This is a genomic window from Pseudomonas sp. RL_105y_Pfl2_101 (genome assembly GCF_963970585.1).
Taxonomy (GTDB): domain Bacteria; phylum Pseudomonadota; class Gammaproteobacteria; order Pseudomonadales; family Pseudomonadaceae; genus Aquipseudomonas.
In genome coordinates, this window is record NZ_CAXAPG010000002.1 from 181,962 (window position 1) to 206,732 (window position 24,771).

Annotated in this window: 26 protein-coding genes; 15 read left to right on the plus strand and 11 right to left on the minus strand. The window is 61.2% G+C overall.

Annotated elements, in window-relative coordinates:
- Window positions 1-17: 17 nt before the first annotated feature.
- From AACY31_RS03510 to dinG, 3 genes are all read right to left on the minus strand, one after another.
- The gene (locus AACY31_RS03510; RefSeq protein ID WP_339503850.1) at window positions 18-1,166 is read right to left on the minus strand and encodes an OmpA family protein; all 1,149 of its coding nucleotides are present in this window, start codon (window positions 1,164-1,166) and stop codon (window positions 18-20) included.
- Window positions 1,167-1,283: 117 nt separating this feature from the next.
- Entirely contained in the window at window positions 1,284-2,429 is a 1,146-nt protein-coding gene (locus AACY31_RS03515) for a serine hydrolase domain-containing protein (protein ID WP_339503852.1), read from the minus strand.
- Window positions 2,430-2,721: 292 nt separating this feature from the next.
- Window positions 2,722-4,866: an ATP-dependent DNA helicase DinG gene (dinG, locus tag AACY31_RS03520; RefSeq protein ID WP_339476069.1), complete on the minus strand. Its 2,145-nt coding sequence runs from the start codon at window positions 4,864-4,866 to the stop codon at window positions 2,722-2,724.
- Window positions 4,867-4,965: 99 nt separating this feature from the next.
- Here dinG and AACY31_RS03525 point away from each other — a divergent pair, with 99 nt between their 5' ends.
- Window positions 4,966-5,430 carry a CopD family protein gene (locus tag AACY31_RS03525; protein WP_339476072.1) on the plus strand — a complete coding sequence of 155 codons (465 nt, stop codon included), beginning with the start codon at window positions 4,966-4,968 and terminating at the stop codon, window positions 5,428-5,430.
- Window positions 5,431-5,558: 128 nt separating this feature from the next.
- On the opposite strand, the gene AACY31_RS03530 is transcribed toward AACY31_RS03525, so the two are convergent.
- The 4 genes from AACY31_RS03530 to AACY31_RS03545 all read right to left on the minus strand — a co-directional run bounded on the left by AACY31_RS03530 (window position 5,559) and on the right by AACY31_RS03545 (window position 8,239).
- Window positions 5,559-6,317, minus strand: a complete 759-nt coding sequence (locus tag AACY31_RS03530) for a collagen-like protein (protein ID WP_339476075.1) — start codon at window positions 6,315-6,317, stop codon at window positions 5,559-5,561.
- Window positions 6,310-6,582: a DUF1145 domain-containing protein gene (locus AACY31_RS03535; RefSeq protein WP_339476078.1), complete on the minus strand. Its 273-nt coding sequence runs from the start codon at window positions 6,580-6,582 to the stop codon at window positions 6,310-6,312. The genes AACY31_RS03530 and AACY31_RS03535 overlap by 8 nt, the downstream gene beginning before the upstream one ends.
- A gap of 145 nt (window positions 6,583-6,727) precedes the next feature.
- Window positions 6,728-7,453, minus strand: coding sequence for an OmpA family protein (locus tag AACY31_RS03540; protein ID WP_339476081.1), 726 nt, complete (start codon window positions 7,451-7,453; stop codon window positions 6,728-6,730).
- Window positions 7,454-7,543: 90 nt separating this feature from the next.
- Complete coding sequence (locus AACY31_RS03545) at window positions 7,544-8,239, minus strand: OmpA family protein (RefSeq protein WP_339476084.1); 696 nt, start codon at window positions 8,237-8,239, stop codon at window positions 7,544-7,546.
- A 193-nt stretch (window positions 8,240-8,432) separates the two neighbouring features.
- Here AACY31_RS03545 and AACY31_RS03550 point away from each other — a divergent pair, with 193 nt between their 5' ends.
- The 4 genes from AACY31_RS03550 (at window position 8,433) to AACY31_RS03565 (ending at window position 10,185) form a co-directional block, all read left to right on the plus strand.
- The gene (locus AACY31_RS03550; RefSeq protein ID WP_339476087.1) at window positions 8,433-8,930 is read left to right on the plus strand and encodes a DUF6231 family protein; all 498 of its coding nucleotides are present in this window, start codon (window positions 8,433-8,435) and stop codon (window positions 8,928-8,930) included.
- A 14-nt stretch (window positions 8,931-8,944) separates the two neighbouring features.
- Window positions 8,945-9,421, plus strand: coding sequence for a YchJ family protein (locus tag AACY31_RS03555; RefSeq protein WP_339476468.1), 477 nt, complete (start codon window positions 8,945-8,947; stop codon window positions 9,419-9,421).
- A 69-nt stretch (window positions 9,422-9,490) separates the two neighbouring features.
- Window positions 9,491-9,976 (plus strand): LEA type 2 family protein, encoded by a 486-nt coding sequence (locus AACY31_RS03560; protein WP_339503854.1) that lies wholly within the window; start codon window positions 9,491-9,493, stop codon window positions 9,974-9,976.
- A 5-nt stretch (window positions 9,977-9,981) separates the two neighbouring features.
- The gene (locus tag AACY31_RS03565) at window positions 9,982-10,185 is read left to right on the plus strand and encodes an SEC-C metal-binding domain-containing protein (RefSeq protein ID WP_339476092.1); all 204 of its coding nucleotides are present in this window, start codon (window positions 9,982-9,984) and stop codon (window positions 10,183-10,185) included.
- 154 nt (window positions 10,186-10,339) lie between these two features.
- Here AACY31_RS03565 and AACY31_RS03570 read toward each other — a convergent pair whose 3' ends face one another.
- The gene (locus tag AACY31_RS03570) at window positions 10,340-10,897 is read right to left on the minus strand and encodes a cysteine hydrolase family protein (RefSeq protein WP_339476095.1); all 558 of its coding nucleotides are present in this window, start codon (window positions 10,895-10,897) and stop codon (window positions 10,340-10,342) included.
- A gap of 205 nt (window positions 10,898-11,102) precedes the next feature.
- Between AACY31_RS03570 and AACY31_RS03575 the strand changes: the two genes are divergently transcribed.
- From AACY31_RS03575 to AACY31_RS03600, 6 genes are all read left to right on the plus strand, one after another.
- Window positions 11,103-13,553 (plus strand): penicillin acylase family protein, encoded by a 2,451-nt coding sequence (locus AACY31_RS03575; protein WP_339476097.1) that lies wholly within the window; start codon window positions 11,103-11,105, stop codon window positions 13,551-13,553.
- 395 nt (window positions 13,554-13,948) lie between these two features.
- Window positions 13,949-14,731: a transporter substrate-binding domain-containing protein gene (locus tag AACY31_RS03580; protein WP_339476100.1), complete on the plus strand. Its 783-nt coding sequence runs from the start codon at window positions 13,949-13,951 to the stop codon at window positions 14,729-14,731.
- A 57-nt stretch (window positions 14,732-14,788) separates the two neighbouring features.
- Window positions 14,789-15,517, plus strand: a complete 729-nt coding sequence (locus AACY31_RS03585) for an ABC transporter permease (protein ID WP_339476103.1) — start codon at window positions 14,789-14,791, stop codon at window positions 15,515-15,517.
- Window positions 15,514-16,224: an ABC transporter permease gene (locus AACY31_RS03590; RefSeq protein ID WP_339476106.1), complete on the plus strand. Its 711-nt coding sequence runs from the start codon at window positions 15,514-15,516 to the stop codon at window positions 16,222-16,224. The genes AACY31_RS03585 and AACY31_RS03590 overlap by 4 nt, the downstream gene beginning before the upstream one ends.
- A gap of 27 nt (window positions 16,225-16,251) precedes the next feature.
- Entirely contained in the window at window positions 16,252-17,370 is a 1,119-nt protein-coding gene (locus AACY31_RS03595; RefSeq protein WP_339476109.1) for a succinylglutamate desuccinylase/aspartoacylase family protein, read from the plus strand.
- A 13-nt stretch (window positions 17,371-17,383) separates the two neighbouring features.
- Window positions 17,384-18,148, plus strand: a complete 765-nt coding sequence (locus AACY31_RS03600; protein WP_339476112.1) for an ABC transporter ATP-binding protein — start codon at window positions 17,384-17,386, stop codon at window positions 18,146-18,148.
- Between the two features lie 63 nt (window positions 18,149-18,211).
- Here AACY31_RS03600 and AACY31_RS03605 read toward each other — a convergent pair whose 3' ends face one another.
- Entirely contained in the window at window positions 18,212-18,418 is a 207-nt protein-coding gene (locus AACY31_RS03605; protein ID WP_003184748.1) for a hypothetical protein, read from the minus strand.
- 102 nt (window positions 18,419-18,520) lie between these two features.
- A complete protein-coding gene (dcd, locus tag AACY31_RS03610; RefSeq protein ID WP_003184751.1) occupies window positions 18,521-19,087 on the minus strand; it encodes a dCTP deaminase in 567 nt (188 codons plus the stop codon).
- Between the two features lie 354 nt (window positions 19,088-19,441).
- Here dcd and AACY31_RS03615 point away from each other — a divergent pair, with 354 nt between their 5' ends.
- Window positions 19,442-19,651, plus strand: coding sequence for a cold-shock protein (locus tag AACY31_RS03615; protein ID WP_002554837.1), 210 nt, complete (start codon window positions 19,442-19,444; stop codon window positions 19,649-19,651).
- A 130-nt stretch (window positions 19,652-19,781) separates the two neighbouring features.
- Here AACY31_RS03615 and AACY31_RS03620 read toward each other — a convergent pair whose 3' ends face one another.
- The gene (locus AACY31_RS03620) at window positions 19,782-20,789 is read right to left on the minus strand and encodes a DUF481 domain-containing protein (protein WP_339476116.1); all 1,008 of its coding nucleotides are present in this window, start codon (window positions 20,787-20,789) and stop codon (window positions 19,782-19,784) included.
- A gap of 164 nt (window positions 20,790-20,953) precedes the next feature.
- On the opposite strand from AACY31_RS03620, the gene AACY31_RS03625 reads away from it, so the two are divergent.
- From AACY31_RS03625 to AACY31_RS03635, 3 genes are all read left to right on the plus strand, one after another.
- A complete protein-coding gene (locus AACY31_RS03625; RefSeq protein ID WP_339476119.1) occupies window positions 20,954-21,307 on the plus strand; it encodes an MGMT family protein in 354 nt (117 codons plus the stop codon).
- Between the two features lie 44 nt (window positions 21,308-21,351).
- Complete coding sequence (locus tag AACY31_RS03630; RefSeq protein ID WP_339476121.1) at window positions 21,352-22,911, plus strand: AmpG family muropeptide MFS transporter; 1,560 nt, start codon at window positions 21,352-21,354, stop codon at window positions 22,909-22,911.
- A 129-nt stretch (window positions 22,912-23,040) separates the two neighbouring features.
- Window positions 23,041-24,756: a proline--tRNA ligase gene (locus AACY31_RS03635; RefSeq protein WP_339476123.1), complete on the plus strand. Its 1,716-nt coding sequence runs from the start codon at window positions 23,041-23,043 to the stop codon at window positions 24,754-24,756.
- Window positions 24,757-24,771 lie beyond the last annotated feature (15 nt).

Sequence of the window (24,771 nt, forward strand, 5' to 3'; positions counted from 1 at the left end):
TCCTTGTGGTTAGCCCATCACTGCTTGGGGGTGCCGGCGGCCGCGACTTTCTTGGCACCGGTGGTGGCTTTGGCCGGTTGGGTTTTCTTCGCAGGGGTAGTGGCCTTGGCTGGAGCTTTCTTGGCAGGCGCCTTGGCCACGGCTTTCTTGGCCGGTGCTTTTTTGCTGGTTGGGGTCACGGCTTTTTTTGCCGCAGGTGCTGGAGCCTGGGCCACGGGCTTCACGTCCTGGACCGCCACCAGCCTCACTGGCGCAGGGGCCGGCATGTTGTATTTGCTCAGCAGCGCAACCATGGTGTTGGCCGGTGTGACCAGCAGTTCCACGCGACGGTTCAAGGCACGCCCTTGCACACTGTCATTGGCCGCACGTGGCGCCACTGCGCCCATGCCGCGCAGCATCAGGCGATCACGTTGCAGACCGCTGAGACGGAAAATCGCCGCCACGGACTGGGCACGCTCCTGGCTGAGCTTCAGGTTCGCAGGTGCGGCACCCGAGGTATCGGCGTGACCGAGGATCAGTACGGCGGCCTTGGGGTCGGCTTCAAGGATCTTCGCCACCCGGGTGAACGGCCCTAGGATCACGGGCAGCAGCATGGCTGGGCGGTCCGGGTTGAAGGAGCCGTCCACCGGTGCGGTGACCACCAACACGTTGTCGCGGCGCGACAGTTCGAGCTTGCTGTCCTGGACAGCCTTGCGCAACTTTGGCTCGTAGTCGTCGAGCCAGGCCTGGGTGACTTTCGGATCAGGCATCGGCACCGCTTTGGCGGTTTCCTGATCCTTGCCACCAAACGGCCACCACCACTTGCCGTTGCTTTCGGCTTCGGCCTTGGCCTTGGCCTTGGCCTTGGCCTTGGCCTTGGCCTTGGCAACGGTCGGCGCCTTGGCATCAGGCTTGTCTTGGGACTTGGCGGCATCTTTCTTCGCAACATCGGCCGCATCATCGGAAGAGAACGGCCACCACCCGTGGGTAGCGCTCTGCGCCTTGGCTTGCGGTGCGACGGCGGCCGTTTTCAGAGGCGCCGCTGGCGCCGTTTCCTTGGCCACCACCTTGTCGGAAGAACCGAACGACCACCAGCTACCGCCGCCCTCGGCATCATTTTGTGGGGTTTGTGCGCAACCGGTGATAGCGAAACACAGCGCCAGAGCGAGGGTTTTATTCGATGACATTGGATATCCACAAAATGATCTAAATGAAAAAACAAGGCCATGTTTTGGCCGCATAAACAGTCGTTTGGAAACTGGAAAGGCCACGAGGTTCCGGTGCCCGCCGCCTTCAATGGCGTTTTATAGACAAGTGGCTAGTACCCTCGCAAGGTTCTGCGCACGCGGATCCATCAATACAAAAGGTCCGAGCGTGTTGGTCACGAAGCCAAAAGCCACATCATGCTCCGGGTCGGCAAACCCCGTGGAGCCCCCGGCCCCTGGATGACCGAACGCCCGTGGGCCGAGGCCGAAAGTCGCATTCGGCACATCCGGCTGGTCGAGCATGCAACCCAGGCCGAAACGGGTCTGGGTCAACAAAGTCTTGTCCTCGCCAAAGCTGTGCTGGCGAGTCAGTTCGTCGAGCATTTCACCTTCCAACAGGCTGCCGTCCAGCAGCCCCGCATAGAACCCGGCCAGGCTGCGGGCGTTGCCGTGGCCATTGGCCGCCGGTTGCTGCATGCGCCGCCACTCCGGTTTGTTGGTGCTGGTCATGATCGACGGCGGGTTGGTGAAGGCCCGGGTGGTCATGGCCGTGGGTTCGCGCATCGTCACCTGCAACAGGCGTTGGGCCGCGGCATCGCCGACGTTCCCTTTGCCACGGGCGATGTGGGCCACACGATGAAACTCCTCGTCGGCCAGACCAACATGAAAATCCAGGCCCAACGGCTTGGCAACGCGAGCCACGATGGACTCACCCGGGCCACGCCCATCGGCCCTGCGCAGCAGCTCGCCGATCAGCCAGCCATAGGTGATCGCGGCATAACCGTGGCCCTCGCCCGGCGTCCACCAAGGTGTTTCGGCGGCTAGGGCATCGACCATGGTTTGCCAGTCATAAAGCGCTTCGGGCGGCAGCAATTCACTTAGCGCCGGCAGCCCGGCCTGATGGCAGAGCAACTGGCGCAGGGTAATGGATTGCTTGCCGGCTGCGGCAAACTCGGGCCAATAGCGGGCTACCGGGGCATCCAGCTGCAACTTGCCTTCGGCCACCAGTTGCAGGGCGGTGACGGCGGTGAAGGTCTTGGTGCAGGAAAACAGGTTGGCGATGGTGTCGCTGTGCCAGGCTTCATGGCCATCCTTGTCGGCGGTACCGGCCCACAGATCGATCACCGTGCGGCCACCCACCTGGATGCACAACGCCGCGCCGCGCTCCTGGGGATCATCGAACAGCGCCGCGAACGCTTCACGCACCGCCTCGAACTGAAGTTCATAATGGCCTTGAATCTGCACCCGTAACTCCCTTGAAACAAACACTTTTAAGGTGGCTGGTATTGTTTCAGCCATTAAGGGTTTTGGGAACCGCTGAAAGACGGCTGACCGCACTGGCGCCGGCCTTTGTGGCGAGGGAGCGTGCTCCCGCTGGACTGCGTCGTAGGAGCTGTCGAGTGCAACGAGGCTGCGATCTTTCCCCAGACACTTGAATCTCAAGCGAAAGATCAAAATCAAAAGATCGCAGGCTTCGCCAGCTCCTACAGCCTCCAGCGGGAGCAAGCTCCCTCGCCACGGCAAGTCATTGCACGTATCAGGAAATCTCCCGCCGAAACGGCGGCAGCGCGTTGAGGATCGCCTTGCCGTAGCGCTGGGTTACCAGCCTGCGGTCGAGCAAGGTGATGGTGCCGCGGTCTTCTTCGGTGCGCAGCAAGCGGCCACACGCCTGGACCAGCTTCAGCGAAGCGTCCGGTACGGAGATTTCCATGAACGGGTTGCCACCGCGGGCTTCGATCCACTCAGCCAGCGCGGCCTCCACCGGGTCATCAGGGACCGAGAACGGAATCTTGGCGATCACCACGTGCTCGCAATAGGCACCCGGCAAGTCCACGCCTTCGGCAAAACTCGCCAGGCCGAACAGCACGCTGGAATCACCGCCGTCGACCCGCGCCTTGTGCTTGTTCAGGGTCTCCTGCTTCGACAGATTGCCCTGGATGAACACCTGCTTGCGCCAGTCACGGTCAAGGCCGTCGAACACGTCCTGCATCTGTTTGCGCGAGGAAAACAGCACCAGGGTGCCCCGTGAGCCCTCCACCAGTTCCGGCAGGTCACGGATGATCGCCGCAGTATGGCCGGCGGCATCTCGTGGGTCGGCCTTGAGATCCGGCACCCGCAGCACGCCGGCGTCAGCGTGGTGGAAGGGGCTCGGGACCACAGCGGTCACCGCTTTCTTCGGCAGGCCAGCGCGCATGCGAAAACGGTCGAACGTGCCCAGCGCGGTCAACGTGGCGGAGGTTACCAGCGCGCCGTAGGCCACGTTCCACAGGTTGCGACGCAGCATTTCCGCCGCCAGGATCGGGCTGGCATTGACCTCGATATCGAACAGCGAACCGCTTTCGGCCAGGGTCAACCACCGCGCCATTGGCGGGTTGTCTTCCGGGTCTTCGGCGGTGAAGGCCGTCCACAGTTCCCAGTTGCCTTGTGAGCGGGACAACAGGCTGCCAAACAGCGGGTACCACTCCTCGGCCTGGTTGCTGGCGATTCCGATGTTGACCTCGCCATCCATGCCTTCCTTGAGCAGCTCGGTCAGGCGCGTGAACAAGTCGGTCAGGCGTGCGAAACCTTTCTTGAGTTCGATGCCCATTTCGCGCATGTGCTCGGGAATCACCCCGCCGACAAACCGGTGGCGTGGCCGCTCGCGGCCCTCGACGTCTTCGCCGGGCTTGAAGTCGGCCACTTGCTCGCAAGCGGTGAACATGAACTGCTGGTTCGTCTTGATTTCCCGCGCCAGCTCCGGCACTTGCTCGATGAACTTGCCCAGGTCACCCGGCAATGGATGCTGGGCCAACAGTTTGGTGAGGTTCTTGGCGGTGGTTTCCAGCCAGTCGGCGGTGGAGCGCAGCCGGGTGTAATGGGCGAAATGGCCGATGGCCTTGTCCGGCAGGTGATGGCCTTCGTCGAACACGTAGATCGTGTCGCGCGGATCCGGCAGCACCGCACCACCGCCCAGGGCCAGGTCGGCCAGCACCATGTCGTGGTTGGTGACGATGACATCGACCTTGCCCATGCCTTCGCGGGCCTTGTAGAAGGCACACTGGCCGAAGTTCGGGCAATGCCGGTTGGTGCACTGGCTATGGTCGGTCGTCAGGCGGGACCAGTCGGCGTCTTCCAGGGCCGTGGACCAGCTGTCGCGGTCGCCGTCCCATTTATTGCCGGCCAGCTTCTCGATCATGCTGGTGAACAGCTTCTGGCTGGCCTCATCGACTTCGATCTTGAAGCCTTCTTCTTCGAACAACTGGGCCGTGGCGGTCTGCGCGTGGCCTTCCTGGAGCAACATATCGAGCTTGGACAGGCACATGTAGCGCCCACGGCCCTTGGCCAGCGCGAATGTGAAGTTCAGCCCGCTGTTGCGCATCAGGTCGGGCAGGTCCTTGTAGACGATCTGCTCCTGCAGGGCGACGGTGGCCGTGGCGATCACCAGGCGTTTGCCGGCGGCCTTGGCGGTGGGAATCGCCGCCAGACTGTAGGCCACGGTCTTGCCGGTACCCGTACCGGCCTCCACTGCCACGACGGCGGGCTCGCCACTGCGTCGGCCTTCGTCGTCGGTGTCGATGTCACCCAGGACTTTTGCCACTTCGGCAATCATCAGGCGCTGGCCATATCGCGGCTTGAGGCTCTTGGCTTCGAGAAAACGCGAATAGGCGCCCTGGATAGTGGTTTTGAGTTCGGTGCTGATCATGAATGGTCGGGCGCTAAAAACGCTGGATAAATTTTCAGTGGTTCGGATCGGCGGCTATCATACCCCGCTAATGAATCCTGCGCAGAACGGAGTAACCCAATGACACCCTTTGCCCTCATCTACACCCTGCATCTACTGGCGGCCCTGATCTGGGTCGGCGGTATGTTCTTCGCCTGGATGATCCTGCGCCCCGCCGCAATGACGGCGCTTGAGGGCCCTGCCCGGCTCAAGTTGTGGGTAGAAGTGTTTCAGCGTTTTTTCGTCTGGGTCTGGGTGGCGGTGGTGCTTTTGCCGATCAGCGGCATAGGCCTGATCCATCTGCGCTTCGCCGGTTTCGAAACCGCGCCGCGTTATGTGCAAGTGATGATGGGGTTGTATGTAGTGATGACAGCGCTGTTTATCCGCATCCAGGGCCTGCAACTGCCGGCATTGCGTAATGCCGTGACGGCGCAGGACTGGCCGGTGGGTGCGGCGGTGCTGGGGAAGATTCGCAGGCTGGTAGGGATCAACCTGTTGATCGGGTTGCTGGTGGTGGCGATTGGCGCGGCGCGACCGATGTTCTGAAAAACGTCGGCATCACACAGAACTTGTGGGAGCGGGCTTGCTCGCCAAGGCAGTGGGTCAGTCAATGCTGATTAACCTGACACGCCCTCTTCGCGAGCAAGCCCGCACACATTATGTTCGCCATACGTTCAGAACCGCTGCACCGTCACCGTCCCCGCCGCTCCGGCGGGCCCAGGCTGACCGTCAGCACCAGGACGGCCGCTTTTGCCGCCGTCAGCGGTATAGACCAGGCAGCCCTTGGCCTTGCCCCCCGCCCCAGGTTTACCGCCAGGCCCCGCCGCGCCGCCGGCACCGCCGTCCACCGTCACCTTGACCTGTTCGGCAGGGTAGGCGCGGGGCAGCGCTAGGCGTACCAGCGCACCGGCCGCACCCGGCTGGCCATCGCTGCCATTGCTGCCGTCGGCCCCGCGACCGGCCGAGCCCCAGGTGCAACCCGGCGCCTGGCCATTGGCACCGTCAAGGCCGACGTAACCCGGCGCACCAGTGCCGCCACGGGCGTCCACCGACAACAACGGCGCATTCAACACCTTGAACTGCAGATTGAGATCGCGCCCCGGCCGCGCGGCCTTGGTGTAAGTACCCCGTGCGCCGCGTGAAGTGATCTGGCTGCCCTCGGCCAGCTCGGCCTGGGCCACTTTCATTTGCAATACCTGCTGAGCCGGCACGATGGCGATCCGTGCTTCACGCCCCAGGTGCAATTGGTCGATGGTCAGTTCGGTGACATTGGAAGGCACCAGCAGCGTGCCGTAGTCAGCCACATCCAATCGTTCAAGGGCCAGGGTGCTGGTGGTGTTGGGCAGGCGCATCAACGAATGGCTTTCGACCTGGACCACCTGGGCCGAAGCCCATGGGCATACGAGTGCGGCGAGCAGACACAATTTACGCATGGGAAGCCTCTGGCGCAGTCGGGAGGGTTTGCAAGTGAAAGATACCGAACAGCAGCACTCTGAGGCGATCACTACCAGGCGCGAGGCGGCCACGGAAACTGGCCCTGAACAACAGCAGTTCCAGCAGATGGAGCGCCAGCAAAAAAGCGCCGGCGACGTTGACCAACAAATGCAGCGGATGGACGAACGGCACGACCAGATTGACCAGCAGCACCAGCCAGAACAGCAAGGTCAGCAAGCGCCCCAGCCCCCAAAACACCTTCATACGCCCCCCTGATCGGGAATTATTCTTTGCGCGCACAGTAACGGCTTGCACGCAGGATAAGCCAGAGGGCCAGGCAAATTTAATCTAACCCAAGCCCCGGCCCCCGGATCGCCTCCCCGACGAACCGGCAGCCCTGGCCTGAGCCTCAACGCTGGATATGCAGTTCAACCCGACGGTTTTGCGCCCGCCCTTCGTCGGTCTCATTGTCGGCCACCGGCTCGCTTTCGCCTTTGCCTTCGCTGGTGAGTTTGTCGGGGGGCAGCCCCTGGCTCAGCAAATACTCCACGACACTGCTGGCCCGACGCTCAGACAGCCCCTGGTTATAGGCATCAGTGCCGACACTGTCGGTGTGACCCACCACCCGGATACTGGCGACATTGACATGGCTGAGCTTACCCATCAGCCCATCGAGCTCGCTTCGAGCTTCTGCGGTGAGGTCGGATTTGTCGAAATCGAAGAGTACCTTGCCGGCATCGTTGAGGGTGATGACCTCGCTAGCCGGTGCTTCAGGCTCCACGGGTGGGGCGCTGGCCGGGTATTGCGGCACCGGGCAACCGTGGTGCTCGACCGGGGTATTGGCCGGCGTATCGGGACAACGGTCGCGGCGGTCGAACACCCCGTCGTCGTCTTCATCGCCATCCTGGGCGTAGCAGATCAAACCACCGCCCAGTAGCCCCAGCGCGGCGCCGCCGGCAGCCCAGCCGCTGCTTTCAATGGCCCCCAACCCACCGCCGACCAAGCCGCCGATCAGGCTACAGATTGGCCAGGTGCGTTGATTGAGAGGTGCACTACCGTCGCTGTGAGTGGCGCAACCGGACAACAGACTGCTCGCCAGCAGTACCGGTAAGGCGGCCCTGATTAGAACGTTCATAGTGAAGGCTCCTGTGTCACCGGCCCATACCGGTCACACAGGAGTAAAGACCCGCATCCGCAACTCCACAAGCCTCGGATGGCGAGGGGTTCAGCGGTTTATCTTGATTTCCGTGCGACGGTTCATCGCGCGGCCGTCGGCGGTGTTGTTATCGGCCACCGGCTGGCTTTCTCCGGCGCCGGACACCGAGACGAAACTGGCACGCGGTACGCCATTTTCAACCAGGTATTGCACCACCGAGTTGGCCCGTTTCTCCGACAACCGTTGGTTATAGGCATCGCTGCCGACACTGTCGGTATGACCGGAGACCCGCAATTGCGCGGTGGACGTTTCCTGTTTCAGCCGGGTGGCAACCGTGCTCAGCACATCCTTGTCGACTGGGGTCAGCGTGGCTTTGTTGAACTCAAAGTGCACGTCGCGGATCACGATGGTTTCTTCCTTGACCATTGGAGGCTCTTCAGCCATCGGCGGTGGTGCCGGTGGTGGGCAACCGTCGGCATCGACCTGCACGCCCTTCGGTGTGCCCGGGCACTTGTCGCGGCTGTCCGGCACGCCATCGCCGTCTTCATCGCCATCGCCGTGCACCCAGCAATAAGCCGCCGCCATGCCACCGACGAACAACGCGCCGCCGCCGGCCCAGGAAGTACTTTCGGTGGCGCCCAAGCCTGCGCCGATCACACCGCCGACGGCGGCACAGGTCGGCCAGTCGGTTTTCTGCAAACCTGCGCAACCAGTCAACACACTGGTTAGCAGAACCAGGGGTAACGCTGTCCGAACTATGCTCATCGGGTTTTCTCCTTGAGGGATCGGCTTGTCGCCGATTCAGGGGAGTAAAGACCCGTCTTCGAATCTGCGCCAGCCTGAGCAATCGCGGGTTTTCGCCCCGTGTTTGCGAAGATTCCGCACGTTCAGGGGACAAACCGCTCTAGGCCACGATGTCCGGGCAGGCTATCGTGGTGGTTCTGACAGAGGAACTTCGATGACCGTTGCCATTTCTGCGCGTACGCCCCAGCAAGCCCTGGCGGCCGTGCTTGACCGTTATGCCCCGCAAAAACTGCTATTGATCGGTGCCAGCGGCTTTCCCGCGCTCGAAGCATTCCAGCAGGCCCATCCCGACACCGAAGTGGTCCACGTCGGCCCCGGCGCGCTGCCGGCGGACGTCGCGGCGCGGCGTTTTGACCTGGCTCTGGCGCTCGATTGCCTGGAGCATTTGCCCAAGCGCGAGGGTCTGAACCTGTTGGGTGGCATCCGCAATCTCAATGCCAGCCGCATCGCCGTACTGACAGACCTCAACGCCTGCGGCTGGCAAGAGACGGACTTTTTTTCCCTGGCCCTGCAAGCCAGCGAACGATTCCAGCGCGAAGATCAGGTACTGACACTGTTTACCTACGATCTGCTTGAATACAAACAAGTCCCCGACTGGCTCAACTCGCGCTTTTGGGCCAACCCGGAAAATTTTGGAAAATATTGGTGGTAACCGTGAACACAAGCCTGCACACACCCATTTGCCCCTGCGGCAGTGGCAATTCACTGGACGCCTGCTGCGGCCACTACCACAACGGTCACCCGGCGCCCTGCGCCGAAGCCTTGATGCGCTCGCGCTACAGCGCCTATGTGCTGGGCCTGGTGGATTATCTGGTCGCCACCACCCTGCCCGCCCAGCAGCCTGGTCTCGATCGCCAGTCGATCAGCGAGTGGAGCGCCACCAGCACCTGGCTGGGGCTGGAAGTGGAAAGCAGCGAAGTGCTCGGCGGTCAACCGGAACACGCCTTTGTCACGTTCACGGCACGCTGGCATGACGGCCAGGGTGAGCACAGCCACCGTGAACAGTCTTCGTTCGTGCAGAACACCGGGCGCTGGTACTTCATCGACCCGACCGTGCCAGTCAAGGCGGGCCGCAACGACGGCTGTCCGTGCGGCAGTGGGCATAAATTCAAAAAGTGCTGCGCCGGCTACTTCAATCGTTGATTTCGCAAATGTCCGACACCCGTCCATCGGCCCATAGGGCTAGACTGGGGGTAGACCAGAGGCTCGGACATGACCCCCACATCACTCTTGCTGCGCATCACCTGCCTGCTGCTGTTCGTCGGGCTCGGCAGTTGCGCGTCCTGGCAAGGTGAAGAAGCCCCTGAACCACAAGTGCATCTGGTCAAGGTCGAAGTGGTGCGGGCCCGACTGCTGGAACAGAAGTTCATGCTGCATTTTCGCGTCGATAACCCCGGCGACAGCGACCTGACCGTTCGCGGCCTGACGTACCGCCTCCACCTGGGTGATCTGTTGCTGACCGAAGGTGAGCATGAACATTGGTTCACCGTGAGCCCCCGGCTCAGCGCCTACTTCAAGGTGCCGATCCGTACCAACCTGTGGCCGCAGGTGCGGGACGTGGTGAAGTTGCTGGAGAAACCCCGAAAACAGATCCCCTATCGTCTGGAAGGTGCGCTGGAAACCGGATTATTCATCGCTCACTACGTGCACCTGGAACGCAATGGCGTGATAATCGCCGCCGATTTTATTGCGGAGTAACCCCGATGACCCAACAACCCCACGTCCATGGCCCTGATTGCAACCACGATCACGACCATCATCACGATCATGACCACGACCATGTCCACGGTCCGAACTGCGGCCACGCCCACCAGGAACCGGTGCGCAACGCCCTGAAAGATGTCGGCCGCAACGACCCTTGCCCGTGCGGCAATGGCAAGAAATTCAAGAAGTGCCACGGAGCTTGAGGGTCCGGGCGAAAAACTTTTTCGCCTGTTAGACCATCATCGCGAGCAAGCCCGCTCCCACAGGGGATTTGCGGTGAGGCGATACCAATGATCGCCGAATCAATGTGGGCGCGAGCCTGCTCGCGATGAGGCCAGCACATTCACTGCTTATGTATCAGCCCGCCTCCAAAATCTGCTTCACCGCGACCACCGTCGCATACTCACCCTGCAAGTTGCCCAGGGACATGGCATGCACGTCGGCAGCCGAACGGGCGTTACCGAAGTAATCGCTCTTGTCGAAGGTAAAGCAGGCATCCTCAACCACCCACGTGTCGAATCCCAGGTTACCGGCCGTACGCGCCGTGGACTCCACCGAGTTGTTCGTCGACACGCCGACGATCACCAGTTGCCCGATGCCCGCCCTGCGTAGATCTTCCTCCAGGCGCGTGGCACTGAACGCATCTGGCACCCGTTTTTGAACCAGCCATTCCCCCGCCTGCGGCGCGAACCGTGGCTGGACCTCCACGCCCGACTGCCCCGGCCAGAACACCGAGTCCGGCGAGCGGGACAAGTGGTGGACGTGAATCACCGGCCGCGCCGTGTGTCGCCATAAAGCCAGTAGTTCCAGCATGCGCAGCTCTGCCTCGGGGTTGTTGCGAGGACCGAGCCTGGGGTGAAGGATGCCTTTTTGTTGATCGATGAGGATCAGCGCCGCACTGTGTTGTAGCTCCATGCCGATTTTCTCTTCTCAGTCATTGAATCTTTCACACTTGATCATCACCTCTTCCTACAGGCAAGCCTTCGAGTAAAAGCGATGACTCGGCCCCGGGCTTTCATCGCCAAACCAACAAATAACCCTCGCCCCCGCTTGCGCGGCCCCCTCCTGCTCACTAACGTAGCGCCTTTATTGGTGCCCCCCCTCCCGCAGGAGCTTTGCCATGGCCTCGCCAGCCTCTATTTCCCTTATCCCCCGGCTCGGCGTTGCCGCCGCAGTGGCCAGTGTGCTCGGTTTGAGCGGATGCCAGACCTGGAATGCCCAGAACACTGTCCCACCGACTTCCGGCGTGCAACCGCTCAAGGGGCTGGCGCAGAACGTCTCGGTCCGGCGCAACGCCACGGGCATGCCGCTGATCGAAAGCAACAGCTTCCATGACGCCCTGTTCACCCTCGGCTACGTCCACGCCAGCGATCGCATCACCCAGATGGTCACCCTGCGCCTGCTGGCCCAGGGGCGCCTGGCAGAGATGTCCGGCGCCGAACAGCTGGACATCGACCGCTACATGCGCGCCGTCAACCTGAGGAAAAACGCCGACGAGCTGTACAAGGCGTCCTCGCCACGACTCAAGCGCTTCTTTGAAGTCTATGCCCGCGGGGTCAACGCCTACCTGTTCCGCTACCGCGACAAGTTGCCGTCGGACCTGGCCGCCACAGGTTACAAACCCGAATACTGGAAGCCGCAAGACTCGGCGCTGATGTTCTGCCTGCTGAATTTCAGCCAGTCAGCCAACCTGCCGGAAGAAATCGCCAGCCTGGTACTGGCCCAGACCGTCACCCACGACAAGCTCGCCTGGCTGAGCCCGTCCTATCCGGACGAACCACTGCCCGTGGCTGAGGCCGACAAACTCCAGGGCTTGCGGCTCAACGGCCAGGTTCCAGGCCTGAACGAGATCAGCAAGGCCACCGGCCAGTTGGTCGAGCTGAACCTTTTGAGCGCTACGTCTTCGAGTCACTGGGCTATCGCGCCGCAACGCAGCCGTAGCGGCAAGAGCCTGTTGGCCAGCGACAGCCATGGGCCGCTGGGCATGCCGGGGCTGTGGATCCCCGTACAGATCCGGGCACCCAAGTACCAGGCGGCCGGGGTTTCCGTGGCAGGTATCCCGATGATCCTCGCGGGGTTCAACGGCAAAGTGGCCTGGAGCATGAGCAGCGTACTGGGGGACAACCAGGACCTGTTCCTGGAAAAGATCCGACGCCAGGGCAACAGCCTGTCCTATGAGGTCAACGGCAAATGGCAGCCAGCAATCGTGCGCAACGAAACCTATTTCATCAAAGGCCAGCGGCCGATTCGTGAAGCGGTGTTCGAGACCCGTCACGGCCCGCTGCTCAACAGCGCCCAGGGCACGGCCATGGCCAACGGCTTTGGCCTGGCCTTGCAGGCGCCGAGCTTGAGCGACGACAAGACCCTGGATGCCTTCTTCGACCTGTCCCGGGCGCAGAACGTCGAGAAAGCCTCCGACGCCAGCCGGGAAATCCGCGCCATGGCGGTAAACCTGATATTTGCCGACGCCAGCCACATCGGCTGGCAAGTCACCGGGCGCTATCCGAATCGCCGTGAAGGAGAGGGCCTGTTACCGTCGCCAGGTTGGGATGGTCGCTACGATTGGGACGGTTACGCCGACCCCATGCTGCACCCCTACGATCAGGACCCGGCCCAGGGCTGGCTTGGCACGGCCAATCAACGGGTCATTCCCCACGGCTATGGCATGCAGCTGTCCAACTCGTGGGCCGCACCGGAGCGTGGCGAACGCATGGCCGAACTGGCCGGCGCGGGCAAGCACGACACCCGCAGCCTGAGCGCCATGCAATATGACCAGGGCACGACGTTCGCGGCCAAGCTCAAGAGCGTCTTTGAAGCACCGGGCATGGCCCAGCCACTCAAACAGGTGATCGAAACCCTGCCGGTGGCAGACCGGGCCAAGGCTCGCGAGGCCTATACCCGCTTGATGGCATTCGATGGCCGGCTCAGCCCGACCTCCGCCGATGCAGCATTCTATGAGCTGTTCCTGCAGGAAAGCATGAAGCAGATTTTCCTCGACGAACTGGGCCCGGACAACAGCCCGGCGTGGAAGGCGCTGGTCGCCAACGGCCAATTGTCCTACTCGGCCCAGGCCGATCATCTGCTGGGGCGCGAAGACAGCCCATTCTGGGACGATGTGCGCACACCCCAGAAAGAAGACAAGGCCGTCATCCTCGCGCGCAGCCTGGCAGCGGCTATCAGTGCCGGCGACAGCCGGTTGGGCGGTGACCACAAGGCTTGGCAGTGGGGTCAGTTGCATCGCTACGCGTGGAAGAACAGCAACGGCCAAATCGTACGCGGCCCGCTGCCGGCCGGAGGCGACGCCAGCACACTCAACACCGCAGCGTTCGCCTGGGGGCAGGATTTCACTGCCTCCCCGGCACCGACCATGCGCCTTATCGTTGACTTCGGCCAGCCCGAACCGTTGATGATCCAGGATGGCGCCGGACAGTCCGGCAACCCGGCCAGCCCGCACTATGCCAACGGCATCGATCCGTGGATCAAGGGGCAGTACCAGAGCCTACCGTTGCAATCGCAGAACTTTGATCGTGCCTATGGCAGGACGCGGCTGACGCTGGTACCGGGCAAATAGACTCTCTGCTGTGACACGGGGCTTTAGTGAAACTTCGCACCGCCCCCTGGACTGCACCCTGTAGCTGCCGAAGGCTGCGATCTTTTGATCTTGATCTTTCGTTCTCGATTTAATTGTCTGGGGAAAGATCGCAGCCTCGTTGCACTCGACAGCTCCTACACGGGCCCGGCCGCCCTCGCCACAGGAGCAGCTCGCTCTATCCTGGTGCATCTTTTGATGTACGCTCATCCCCGCGCACCATCACATTCCGTTGCCTGGCGCCTAAGCTTTTTAAAACACTTGTTCGGCACTCTGGTTCGGAAATTGCTACCTTTAAGCCGTCATACCGTTCTCGCCTTCACCGGTAACAATACTTACGCGCCACAAGCGCTCATATTGGTTTTAGGGATTGAATAATGAAAAAAGCACTGCTGACCCTTTCTGCACTGGCGTTGTGCATGGCTGCTGGCGTCGCCACGGCCAAGGAATACAAGGAACTGCGTTTTGGTGTCGACCCTTCCTACGCCCCGTTTGAGTCCAAGGCCGCCGACGGCAGCCTGGTCGGTTTCGACATCGACCTGGGCAATGCAATCTGCGCAGAGCTGAAGGTCAAATGCAAATGGGTCGAAAGCGATTTCGACGGCATGATCCCGGGCCTCAAGGCCAACAAATTCGACGGCGTGATTTCTTCCATGACCGTTACCCCAGCCCGCGAAAAAGCCATCGACTTCTCCAGCGAGCTGTTCTCCGGCCCAACGTCCTATGTATTCAAGAAGGGCTCGGGCCTGAGCGAAGACGTTGCCTCGCTCAAAGGCAAGACCGTCGGCTACGAGCAAGGCACCATCCAGGAAGCCTACGCCAAGGCCGTGTTGGACAAGGCTGGCGTCAAGACCCAGGCCTATCAGAACCAGGACCAGGTCTACGCAGACCTGACCTCGGGCCGCCTCGACGCTGCGATCCAGGACATGCTCCAGGCTGAGCTGGGCTTCCTGAAGTCGCCAAAAGGTGAAGGCTACGAAGTCAGCAAACCGGTGGACAGCGAACTGCTGCCCTCCAAGACCGCTATCGGTATCAAGAAAGGTAACAAAGACCTGAAGGCACTTTTGGATAAAGGTATCAAAGCGTTACACGACGACGGCAAGTACGCCGAGATCCAGAAAAAACACTTTGGCGATCTGAATCTGTACAGCGGCAAATAATGCGCTGCGCCCATCCGGTCTCGGATGGGCGCTTTTCTCCTGCCAAAGGCCTCTTTCATGTTCGAACAATTCCTACAAAATCTGGGGCTCTCCGCCTTCAGCCTGCAGGGCTTTGGCCCACTGCTGATGCAAGGCACCTGGATGACCATCAAGCTGTCGGCCCTGTCTTTGTTGTTGAGCGTCTTGCTCGGCCTGCTAGGCGCCAGTGCCAAGCTGTCCAGCGTCAAACTGCTGCGAATCCCTGCCCAGCTCTACACCACGCTGATCCGCGGCGTGCCGGACCTGGTGCTGATGCTGCTGATCTTCTACAGCCTGCAAACCTGGCTGACCTCGTTTACCGACTTCATGGAATGGGAATACATCGAGATCAACCCATTCGGCGCCGGGGTGATCACCCTGGGCTTCATCTATGGCGCGTACTTCACCGAAACCTTTCGCGGCGCGATCCTCGCGGTCCCCCGAGGCCAGGTCGAAGCCGCCACCGCGTATGGCCTCAAGCGTGGTCAGCGCTTTCGCCTCGTGGTGTTCCCACAAATGATGCGTTTTGCCCTGCCAGGTATCGGCAACAACTGGATGGTGATGCTCAAGGCCACCGCACTGGTGTCGATCATCGGCCTGGCCGACCTGGTCAAGGCCGCCCAGGATGCGGGCAAGAGCACCTACCAGCTGTTTTACTTCCTGGTACTGGCGGCACTGATCTATCTGCTGATCACCAGCGCGTCCAACTTCATCCTGCGATGGCTTGAGCGCCGCTACGCCGCCGGCGCCCGGGAGGCGGTGCGATGATCGAACTTCTGCAAGAATACTGGCGACCGTTCCTTTACAGCGATGGCGTCAACGTCACGGGCCTGGCCATGACCCTGTGGCTGCTCAGCGCCTCGCTGCTGATCGGTTTCCTGGTGTCGATCCCGCTGTCCATCGCCCGGGTGTCGCCCAAGGTCTACGTCCGCTGGCCGGTGCAGTTCTACACCTACCTGTTCCGTGGCACACCGCTCTATATCCAACTGCTGATCTGCTACACCGGCATCTACAGCCTCGAGGCGGTACGCGCCCAACCCATCCTCGACAGTTTCTTTCGCGATGCGATGAACTGCACGATCCTGGCCTTCGCCTTGAACACCTGCGCCTACACCACGGAAATCTTTGCCGGGGCGATTCGCAGCATGAACCATGGCGAAGTCGAAGCGGCCAAGGCCTACGGCCTGACCGGTTGGAAGCTGTACACCTACGTGATCATGCCGTCAGCGTTGCGACGTTCGCTGCCGTATTACAGCAACGAAGTCATCTTGATGCTGCACTCGACGACCGTGGCGTTCACCGCGACCGTTCCAGACGTACTGAAGGTTGCCCGGGACGCCAACTCGGCGACGTTCATGACGTTCCAGTCGTTCGGGATCGCCGCATTGATCTACCTGACAGTCACCTTTGCACTGGTGGGCCTCTTTCGCCTCGCCGAACGCCGCTGGCTGGCCTTTCTCGGGCCGACCCACTAAGGCTTTTGTTCCAGGACACTCACGCACATGCGCCACCAGATTCATGACCTGCGGTCCCCAGTACCGGGGACCGCACGCAAGATTCACAGCTTCCACTTCGGCCCGGAAAACGCCGTCGGTAAAATCTATATCCAGTCGTCCCTGCACGCCGATGAACTACCCGGCATGCTGGTCGCCTGGCACCTCAAGCAGCGCCTGACCGAACTCGAAGCGTCGGGCCACCTGCGGCACGAGATCGTGCTGGTGCCCGTCGCCAATCCCATCGGCCTCGAACAAGTACTGATGGACGTGCCCTTGGGTCGCTACGAAACCGAGAGCGGGCAGAACTTCAACCGCCGTTTCGTCGACCTCAGCGAAGAGATCGGCAACGAAATCCAGGACCTGCTCACCGACGATCCACAGCACAACCTGATGCTGATTCGTACCAGCCTGCGCGATGCCCTCGCCCGGCAGACCCCAGGCACACAATTGCAATCCCTGCGCCTGGCCTTGCAACGGCTGGCCTGCGACGCCGACATGGTGCTGGACCTGCATTGCGACTTCGAAGCCGTGGCCCACCTCTACACCACGCCCGAAGCCTGGCCGCAGGTCGAGCCGCTGGCCCGCTACATCGGTGCCGAAGCCAGCCTGCTGGCGACCGATTCGGGCGGCCAATCGTTCGATGAATGCTTCACCCTGCTCTGGTGGCAACTCAAGGAACGCTTCGGCGAACGCTTCGAGATTCCCCTGGGCAGCTTTTCGGTCACCATGGAATTGCGTGGCCAGGGTGACGTCAACCACGGGCTGGCGAGCCAAGACTGCCAGGCCTTGATCAACTACCTGATCCGCTTCGGCGCCATCGACGGCGAACCGATGCCCATGCCCGAACTGCCCTACCCGGCCACGCCACTGGCCGCTGTCGAGCCAGTGACGACGCCCGTGGGTGGGTTGCTGGTCTACAACGCCCTGCCCGGCGAATACCTGGAGGCGGGGCAACTGATCGCGCAAGTCATCGACCCGATCAACGACACCGTCACCCCCGTTCATTGCCGTAACGCCGGGCTGCTGTACGCCCGTTCGCTGCGCCGCATGGCCACGGCCGGTATGGTGATCGCCCATGTCGCCGGCACCGAAGCCTATCGCAGCGGCTACCTACTTTCGCCTTGAGGATGCATGTTCCATGTACAAACTGACCATCGAAGGCCTGTATAAAAGCTATGGCGAACATGAAGTGCTCAAGGGCGTTTCGCTCAAGGCCAAGACCGGCGACGTCATCAGCCTCATCGGCGCCAGCGGCTCAGGCAAAAGTACCTTTTTGCGCTGCATCAATTTCTTGGAACAACCCAACGACGGCGCCATGAGCCTGGACGGCCAGCCGATCCAGATGATCAAGGACCGCCACGGCATGCACGTGGCTGACGCCGACGAACTGCAACGCATCCGCACGCGTCTGGCCATGGTGTTCCAGCACTTCAACCTGTGGAGCCACATGACCGTGCTGGAAAACATCACCATGGCGCCGCGCCGGGTACTGGGGGTCAGCAAGCAGGAAGCCGACGACCGCGCCCATCGCTATCTCGACAAGGTCGGCCTCCCGGCACGGGTCGCCGAGCAATACCCGGCGTTCCTCTCCGGCGGCCAGCAACAGCGCGTGGCCATTGCCCGTGCCTTGGCGATGGAGCCGGAGGTGATGCTGTTCGACGAACCCACCTCGGCCCTGGACCCGGAGCTGGTGGGCGAAGTGTTGAAGGTGATTCAGGGGCTGGCAGAGGAAGGGCGGACCATGATCATGGTGACCCACGAAATGAGCTTCGCCCGCAAAGTCTCGAACCAGGTACTGTTCCTGCACCAGGGCCTGGTGGAAGAAGAAGGCAGGCCGGAAGACGTGCTGGACAATCCCACGAGTGAACGGCTCCAGCAGTTTCTCAGTGGCAACCTGAAATAAACTTTTTGGCGGCCCTTGTGTGGGAGCAAGCCTTGCTCCCACAGCTGACAGGTCATAGTTCGATCAGGCAACAGGCGCAGGAGGTGGCTCGTCCGGCAGGGTGGGTTCGCCGGGCTCTGTCGGTTGTTCGTTTGGGGTATCGGGATCGGGCTGGCCGGGGATGCCACCCGCCGCTTCGACAGGATGGGCCAGCAATGACCAGGCCATGACGCCAATCTGATTGGGCTCAAGCCTTGCCAGTTCAGCGCTGATTCGCGGATCGATCTTCATAGAGCAACTCCTGAGCGAAGGCCCGCTGCGCTGACGCACAAAAACGGGCAGTACACGCAATAGAGTGTCTGCCCGCCCAGGAATTCCAACAGCTCGTCAGATTCAGGTACGCGGCAGCGTCACACCGCGCTGGCCCTGGTATTTACCGCCACGATCCTTGTAGGACACTTCGCACTCTTCATCGGATTCCAGGAACAGCATCTGCGCCACACCCTCGTTGGCGTAGATTTTCGCCGGCAGGGTCGTGGTGTTGGAAAACTCCAGTGTCACGTGGCCTTCCCACTCGGGTTCCAGCGGCGTGACGTTGACGATGATACCGCAACGGGCGTAGGTGCTCTTGCCCAGGCAGATGGTCAGTACGTTGCGCGGAATGCGGAAGTACTCGACGGTGCGGGCCAGGGCGAAGGAGTTCGGCGGGATGATGCAAACGTCGCTCTTGACGTCGACGAAGCTCTTCTCATCGAAGTTCTTCGGGTCGACGGTGGCCGAATTGATATTGGTGAACACCTTGAATTCGTCGGCGCAGCGCACGTCGTAGCCGTAGCTGGAGACACCGAAAGAGATCAGCCGGTCGGCGCCTTCGCCACGCATCTGGCGTTCGACGAAGGGCTCGATCATGCCGTGCTCTTGCGCCATGCGGCGAATCCACTTGTCCGATTTGATGCTCATGGCGGTTTCCTGAAATAGCGAGGTGGAAAAAATACGTCCGGCATCTTACCGGGGCGCGGGGCAGGGTTCAAAGCACGGCGCGCAAATCTCGCCGATCCACCTTGATTTCCGGGTCCTGCCGGCCATCGCCCGCGCCGTCAGTCACCAAATAAGAGAAACCTTCGCAAAGACCATTGGCACATTCTGGAAAAAGGGTTAAGGTGGCGCCACTGTGTTGCTTGTGTCACTGAGAATCTCTACACGATATGTTGAATTTCGATCCAACCATCTACAAGAATTTTTCCTGCTCTTTGCACTCAGTCTCGGCCAGGGTTCTTCCTGAGTCGCAGTTATCTTTGTTCAAGGAGTTACACCATGTCTAATCGCCAAACCGGTACCGTTAAGTGGTTCAACGATGAAAAAGGCTTCGGCTTCATCACCCCACAATCCGGTGACGACCTGTTCGTTCACTTCAAAGCTATCCAATCCGACGGCTTCAAAAGCCTGAAAGAAGGCCAACAGGTTTCTTTCATCGCTACCCGCGGTCAGAAAGGCATGCAAGCTGAAGAAGTTCAAGTTATCTAACTTGTCCTTGCTTTAGTAAAAGGCCCCGCCCTCAAAAGCGGGGCTTTTTTGTGCCTGTCTGTTTTGCCGGCACAAACCAATGTGGGAGCGAGCAAGCCCGCTCCCACATTGGTTTGTTGTTAGCCCGGGATTACCAGGTCACGCCAAACCCGGCCGTGTAGCGCGTTTTGCTCAAGTCGCTGTCTTCGGTACCCTCGATGACATCCTTCTCCGCCTTGAGATTGAGCGACGCCCAATCGGTGACCTTGTAGCGCAGCCCCATCTCGGCGTCATAGGCGTACTCCGCCACGCCGGACAGTGGCTTGCCCACTTCGCCGTTGGTAAAGAACTCGACGCGCTTGCCAATCAAGTAGCGGTTGTAGTCCCACTTCATGGCGACGGAATAGAAGTTGTCCTTACCACCGTCGCGGTATTCATAGTCGGTGCGGTTCAACAGCGAACCCAGCGAGAACGCCCCCAGCTCGTCATCCCAGAACTGATACCCCGGACCGGTACCCACCACACGCTGACGCGCCAGGTCTTCGACTTTGTCACGCTTGTAGTTCAGGCGGCCTTGCCAGAACCATTTATCCGTCAGGAACCGGTCGAGGGAATATTCCAGGCGCCAGTTATCGGCAGAAACCACATCGTCCTGGAACTTACGGTTGTATTCACCCTCGGCGGTGTGCCGCCATCTGCCGTGACGAGCCGAAGTCTTGACGTCGATGTCGTAATCGTCGATATCGTTTTCCGCCCGCTGGTAATCCAGCGCGGCATCGATATTGCCCTTCCACACCAGGTCCTCGACCACCGGCTTGGGCTTGAGGATCTGCTGGATACTGGCCAGCTCAACGGTCTTGGGCCCATCACCATTGGCCAAGGTGACCTTGCCATCCTCGGCCGCCTGCAGCGCCTTGGCTTTCTCACCGGTATACGCATCCTGCTTGACCAGGAGCTGCTGGTCACTCTCCAGGGTCTTGACCTGTTTCCAGTCGATGGGAATCGAGCCGGCGTAATCGGTCTGAATCAGCAACTTGCCGCCATCAAAAACGGTAATCTTGCCACTGAGTTTGTCCCCATTCTTCAACCAGACTGTGTCGGCAAGCAAGGGCATGGAGGCACTGGCAACTGCCAGGCATAGCAGGGTTCTAGACAACATAAGCGTATAAAGAGCTCAAGTTTGCGGTGAAAAGGCGGCATTATCCCCCGGGACGACACCTCAGCAAGGACTGACCAACGTATTTGTAATGAGTTCATTCCTCAACCAGCTTTACAGGACTTTACCTACAAACGGCCATACACCCTTTTTCTGGACGCCTGAACGTGACTGACGCCCCCCTGGATACCGAGAACGCCGCCAAAATCCGCCGCACCACCCTTTACCTGACCCTGGCACAGGTGCCCGCGGGCAAGGTGGTCACCTATGGCCAACTCGCCGAAATGGCCGGCCTGGGCCGTGCGGCGCGCTGGGTCGGGCGAACCCTCAGCCAGTTGCCGAACGACACCAAGCTGCCCTGGCACCGAGTATTGGCTGCCGGTGGTCGGATCAGCCTGCCAGCAGGCAGCGCCTCAGGGGATGAACAGCGCGCACGCCTGCGCCTGGAAGGGATCAGTGTCCTGAACAATCGTGTTGATATTCAGCGCCATGGCTGGCGCCCGGTAGAGCACAGCGGTTAGAGTGCGCGCTTTGTTTTCGCAATTTTTGAGGCAGACTCCAGCCCATGCCCCGTAAAACCTGGCGCGCCGCCCTCGCCGCCTATGCCAGTCCCTCGACGCTCGTGCTGTTGCTGCTTGGTTTCGCCGCCGGCTTGCCATACATGCTGGTGTTTTCCACGCTTTCAGTCTGGTTGCGCGAAGCCGGTGTGGCCCGCGAAACCATTGGCTACGCGAGCCTGATTGGCCTGGCCTATGCCTTTAAATGGGTCTGGTCGCCACTGCTCGACCAATGGCGCCTGCCGCTGCTGGGCAAATTGGGGCGCCGTCGCTCATGGCTGGTGCTCTCCCAGACCTTGGTGATCCTCGGCCTGATCGGCATGGGTTTCTGCGATCCACAAAAACACCTGTCATGGTTGATCGCCATCGCCGTGATCGTGGCCTTTGCCTCCGCGACGCAGGACATCGCCGTCGACGCCTACCGCCTGGAGATCGCCGACGACACGCGCCAGGCCGCCCTCGCCGCCAGCTACATGTCCGGTTACCGCATCGCCGCCCTGCTGGCCACCGCCGGCGCACTGTTCTTCGCCGAAGGCTTTGGCTCCACCGGTTTCAGTTACAAACACTCGGCCTGGGCCGGCACTTACCTGTTGTTCGGCGTGCTGATGGTCCCGGCCCTGCTCACCTCACTGTTCATGCGCGAGCCGCCGGTGCCGCTGCGCACCCAGTTGCAGGCCGGACGCTATACGTTCGTTCACCAGTTGGCGTCGGTATTCGTGCTGATCGTGTTGCTGGTCTCCGTGCCGGCGATGTTCACTCAGCTCTTCAACACCGACTTTGCCAGCGTGCTGTTCGAGGACGTGAGCCTGCTCGACCTGCTGCTCGAAGACCGCGCCTTCCTGCGGGCCATTCTCTATATCATCCTGACCGCCCTGTGCCTGTCGGCGGTAGGTCGCCGCGGATTGGCGCCCGTACTGACACCAGTCAACGATTTCATCCTGCGCTATCGCTGGCAAGCGCTGCTGCTGCTCGGGCTGATCGCAACCTATCGGATGTCTGACACCGTCATGGGCGTCATGGCCAACGTGTTCTACATCGACCAGGGGTTCACCAAGGACCAGATCGCCAGCGTCAGCAAGATTTTCGGATTGATCATGACCCTCGTCGGTGCCGGCATGGGCGGCCTGCTGATCGTGCGCTTCGGCATCCTGCCCATCCTGTTCATCGGAGGCATAGCCTCGGCCGCGACCAACATCCTCTTCCTGATGCTCACCGACATGGGCGCCAACCTGCAGATGTTGATTGTCACCATCTCCCTGGACAACTTCAGCTCCGGCCTGGCCACTTCGGCGTTCGTCGCCTACCTGTCGAGCCTGACCAACCTGAAGTTCTCCGCCACCCAATACGCCTTGCTCAGCTCGATCATGCTGCTGCTGCCGCGCTTGATCGGTGGTTATTCAGGGGTGATGGTGGAGAAATTCGGCTATCACAACTTCTTTCTGATCACCGCCCTGCTGGGCGTGCCGACCCTGCTGCTGATCGCCTTGCACTGGTTCCAGGAGAACCGTCGCCAGGACTCGACACCCACCGAGGAGCCGGCGCCCACCCGGCCCGCGGAAGAATCGTAGGAAACTTCAGCAAACGCCGGGGAAACCGGCGCTCGTACCTGGCGACCGGCCACGCGCCTGTACGCCAGGGCATCTCGCCCGTACAATGCTCCGTCACTTCTCGTCATCAGCAACCGACAACGGCCAACCATGCGCACCAGTCAATATTTGCTTGCCACACAGAAAGAAACGCCTTCCGATGCCGTCGTGATCAGCCATCAGTTGATGCTGCGTGCCGGCATGATCCGCAAACTCGCCTCGGGCCTGTACACCTGGCTGCCGATGGGCCTGCGGGTCATGCGCAAGGTGGAAGCCATCGTTCGCGAAGAAATGAACGCCGCCGGCTCCCTGGAAGTGTTGATGCCAAGCACCCAACCGGCCGAGCTGTGGCAGGAATCGGGGCGCTGGGAAGAATACGGCCCTGAGCTGCTGCGCATCAAAGACCGTCACGGTCGCGACTTCTGTGCAGGCCCGACCCACGAAGAAGTGATCACCGACCTGATGCGCAACGAGTTGAGCAGCTACAAGCAGCTGCCAATCAACCTGTATCAGATCCAGACCAAATTCCGTGATGAGATCCGTCCACGCTTCGGCCTGATGCGCGGTCGTGAATTCATCATGAAGGACGCCTACTCGTTCCATACCGACCTGGCTTCGCTGCAAGTCACCTACGACCGCATGCACCAGGCGTATTGCAACGTGTTCACCCGCCTGGGCCTGAAGTTCCGCCCGGTTGAAGCCGACAACGGCTCCATCGGCGGTGCCGGCTCCCACGAATTCCACGTACTGGCTGAGTCCGGCGAAGACGACATCGCCTTCAGCAATGGCTCCGACTACGCCGCCAACATCGAGAAAGCCGAAGCCGTGCCACGGGAAACCTCCCGCGCCGCACCGACTGAAGCCCTGCGCCTGGTGGACACGCCAAACGCCAAGACCATTGCCCAGTTGGTGGAAGGCTACAACCTGCCAATCGAACGCACCATCAAGACCCTGATCGTGCGAGCGGAAGAAGCCGGCAAGCTGATTGCCCTGATCGTCCGTGGCGACCACGAGCTCAATGAAATCAAGGCCGCCAACCAACCAGGCGTCGCCAGCCCGCTGGTCATGGCCACCGAAGCCGATCTGCGCGACGCCATCGGCGCCGGTGCCGGCTCCCTCGGCCCGTTGAACCTGCCACTGCCGATCATCATCGACCGCTCGGTGGAGTTGATGAGTGATTTCGCCATCGGCGCCAACCTCGACGACAAGCACTATTTCGGCGTGAACTGGGAACGCGACCTGCCGGTTCCAACCGTCGCGGACCTGCGCAACGTCGTGGCCGGCGACCCGAGCCCGGACGGCAAGGGCACCCTGGAAATCAAGCGGGGCATCGAAGTCGGGCACATTTTCCAGCTGGGCAACAAGTACAGCAAGGCAATGAAGTGCGAAGTGCTGGGCGAGAACGGCAAGCCGGTCACCCTGGAAATGGGTTGCTACGGCATCGGCGTTTCCCGCGTGGTGGCTGCCGCCATTGAGCAGAACAACGACGAGAAAGGCATCATCTGGAGCGACACGCTGGCGCCTTTCCAGATTGCTCTGGTGCCGCTGCGCTATGAAACCGACCTGGTGCGTGAAGCCACCGACAAGCTCTACGCCGAACTGACGGCCGCCGGCTTCGAAGTGCTGCTGGACGACCGCGACAAGAAAACCAGCCCCGGCATCAAGTTCGCGGACATGGAACTGATCGGCATCCCGCATCGGATCGTCGTCAGTGACCGCGGCCTGGCCGAAGGCAACCTGGAATACAAGAGCCGCACCGAGGCCGAGCCGCAAGCGCTGCCAGTCGCCGATGTGCTGTCGTTCCTTCAGGCCCGTATCCGCCGCTGACACCAGATAGAGACG

What these genes read in the sequence shown, in the direction of transcription:
- AACY31_RS03510 (WP_339503850.1), bottom strand. Translation starts at nt 1,166, where the DNA reads ATGTCATCGAATAAAACCCTCGCTCTGGCGCTGTGTTTCGCTATCACC.
- dinG (WP_339476069.1), bottom strand. Translation starts at nt 4,866, where the DNA reads ATGATCAGCACCGAACTCAAAACCACTATCCAGGGCGCCTATTCGCGT.
- AACY31_RS03525 (WP_339476072.1), top strand. Translation starts at nt 4,966, where the DNA reads ATGACACCCTTTGCCCTCATCTACACCCTGCATCTACTGGCGGCCCTG.
- AACY31_RS03530 (WP_339476075.1), bottom strand. Translation starts at nt 6,317, where the DNA reads ATGCGTAAATTGTGTCTGCTCGCCGCACTCGTATGCCCATGGGCTTCG.
- AACY31_RS03535 (WP_339476078.1), bottom strand. Translation starts at nt 6,582, where the DNA reads ATGAAGGTGTTTTGGGGGCTGGGGCGCTTGCTGACCTTGCTGTTCTGG.
- AACY31_RS03540 (WP_339476081.1), bottom strand. Translation starts at nt 7,453, where the DNA reads ATGAACGTTCTAATCAGGGCCGCCTTACCGGTACTGCTGGCGAGCAGT.
- AACY31_RS03545 (WP_339476084.1), bottom strand. Translation starts at nt 8,239, where the DNA reads ATGAGCATAGTTCGGACAGCGTTACCCCTGGTTCTGCTAACCAGTGTG.
- AACY31_RS03550 (WP_339476087.1), top strand. Translation starts at nt 8,433, where the DNA reads ATGACCGTTGCCATTTCTGCGCGTACGCCCCAGCAAGCCCTGGCGGCC.
- AACY31_RS03560 (WP_339503854.1), top strand. Translation starts at nt 9,491, where the DNA reads ATGACCCCCACATCACTCTTGCTGCGCATCACCTGCCTGCTGCTGTTC.
- AACY31_RS03565 (WP_339476092.1), top strand. Translation starts at nt 9,982, where the DNA reads ATGACCCAACAACCCCACGTCCATGGCCCTGATTGCAACCACGATCAC.
- AACY31_RS03570 (WP_339476095.1), bottom strand. Translation starts at nt 10,897, where the DNA reads ATGGAGCTACAACACAGTGCGGCGCTGATCCTCATCGATCAACAAAAA.
- AACY31_RS03575 (WP_339476097.1), top strand. Translation starts at nt 11,103, where the DNA reads ATGGCCTCGCCAGCCTCTATTTCCCTTATCCCCCGGCTCGGCGTTGCC.
- AACY31_RS03580 (WP_339476100.1), top strand. Translation starts at nt 13,949, where the DNA reads ATGAAAAAAGCACTGCTGACCCTTTCTGCACTGGCGTTGTGCATGGCT.
- AACY31_RS03585 (WP_339476103.1), top strand. Translation starts at nt 14,789, where the DNA reads ATGTTCGAACAATTCCTACAAAATCTGGGGCTCTCCGCCTTCAGCCTG.
- AACY31_RS03590 (WP_339476106.1), top strand. Translation starts at nt 15,514, where the DNA reads ATGATCGAACTTCTGCAAGAATACTGGCGACCGTTCCTTTACAGCGAT.
- AACY31_RS03595 (WP_339476109.1), top strand. Translation starts at nt 16,252, where the DNA reads ATGCGCCACCAGATTCATGACCTGCGGTCCCCAGTACCGGGGACCGCA.
- AACY31_RS03600 (WP_339476112.1), top strand. Translation starts at nt 17,384, where the DNA reads ATGTACAAACTGACCATCGAAGGCCTGTATAAAAGCTATGGCGAACAT.
- AACY31_RS03605 (WP_003184748.1), bottom strand. Translation starts at nt 18,418, where the DNA reads ATGAAGATCGATCCGCGAATCAGCGCTGAACTGGCAAGGCTTGAGCCC.
- dcd (WP_003184751.1), bottom strand. Translation starts at nt 19,087, where the DNA reads ATGAGCATCAAATCGGACAAGTGGATTCGCCGCATGGCGCAAGAGCAC.
- AACY31_RS03615 (WP_002554837.1), top strand. Translation starts at nt 19,442, where the DNA reads ATGTCTAATCGCCAAACCGGTACCGTTAAGTGGTTCAACGATGAAAAA.
- AACY31_RS03620 (WP_339476116.1), bottom strand. Translation starts at nt 20,789, where the DNA reads ATGTTGTCTAGAACCCTGCTATGCCTGGCAGTTGCCAGTGCCTCCATG.
- AACY31_RS03630 (WP_339476121.1), top strand. Translation starts at nt 21,352, where the DNA reads ATGCCCCGTAAAACCTGGCGCGCCGCCCTCGCCGCCTATGCCAGTCCC.
- AACY31_RS03635 (WP_339476123.1), top strand. Translation starts at nt 23,041, where the DNA reads ATGCGCACCAGTCAATATTTGCTTGCCACACAGAAAGAAACGCCTTCC.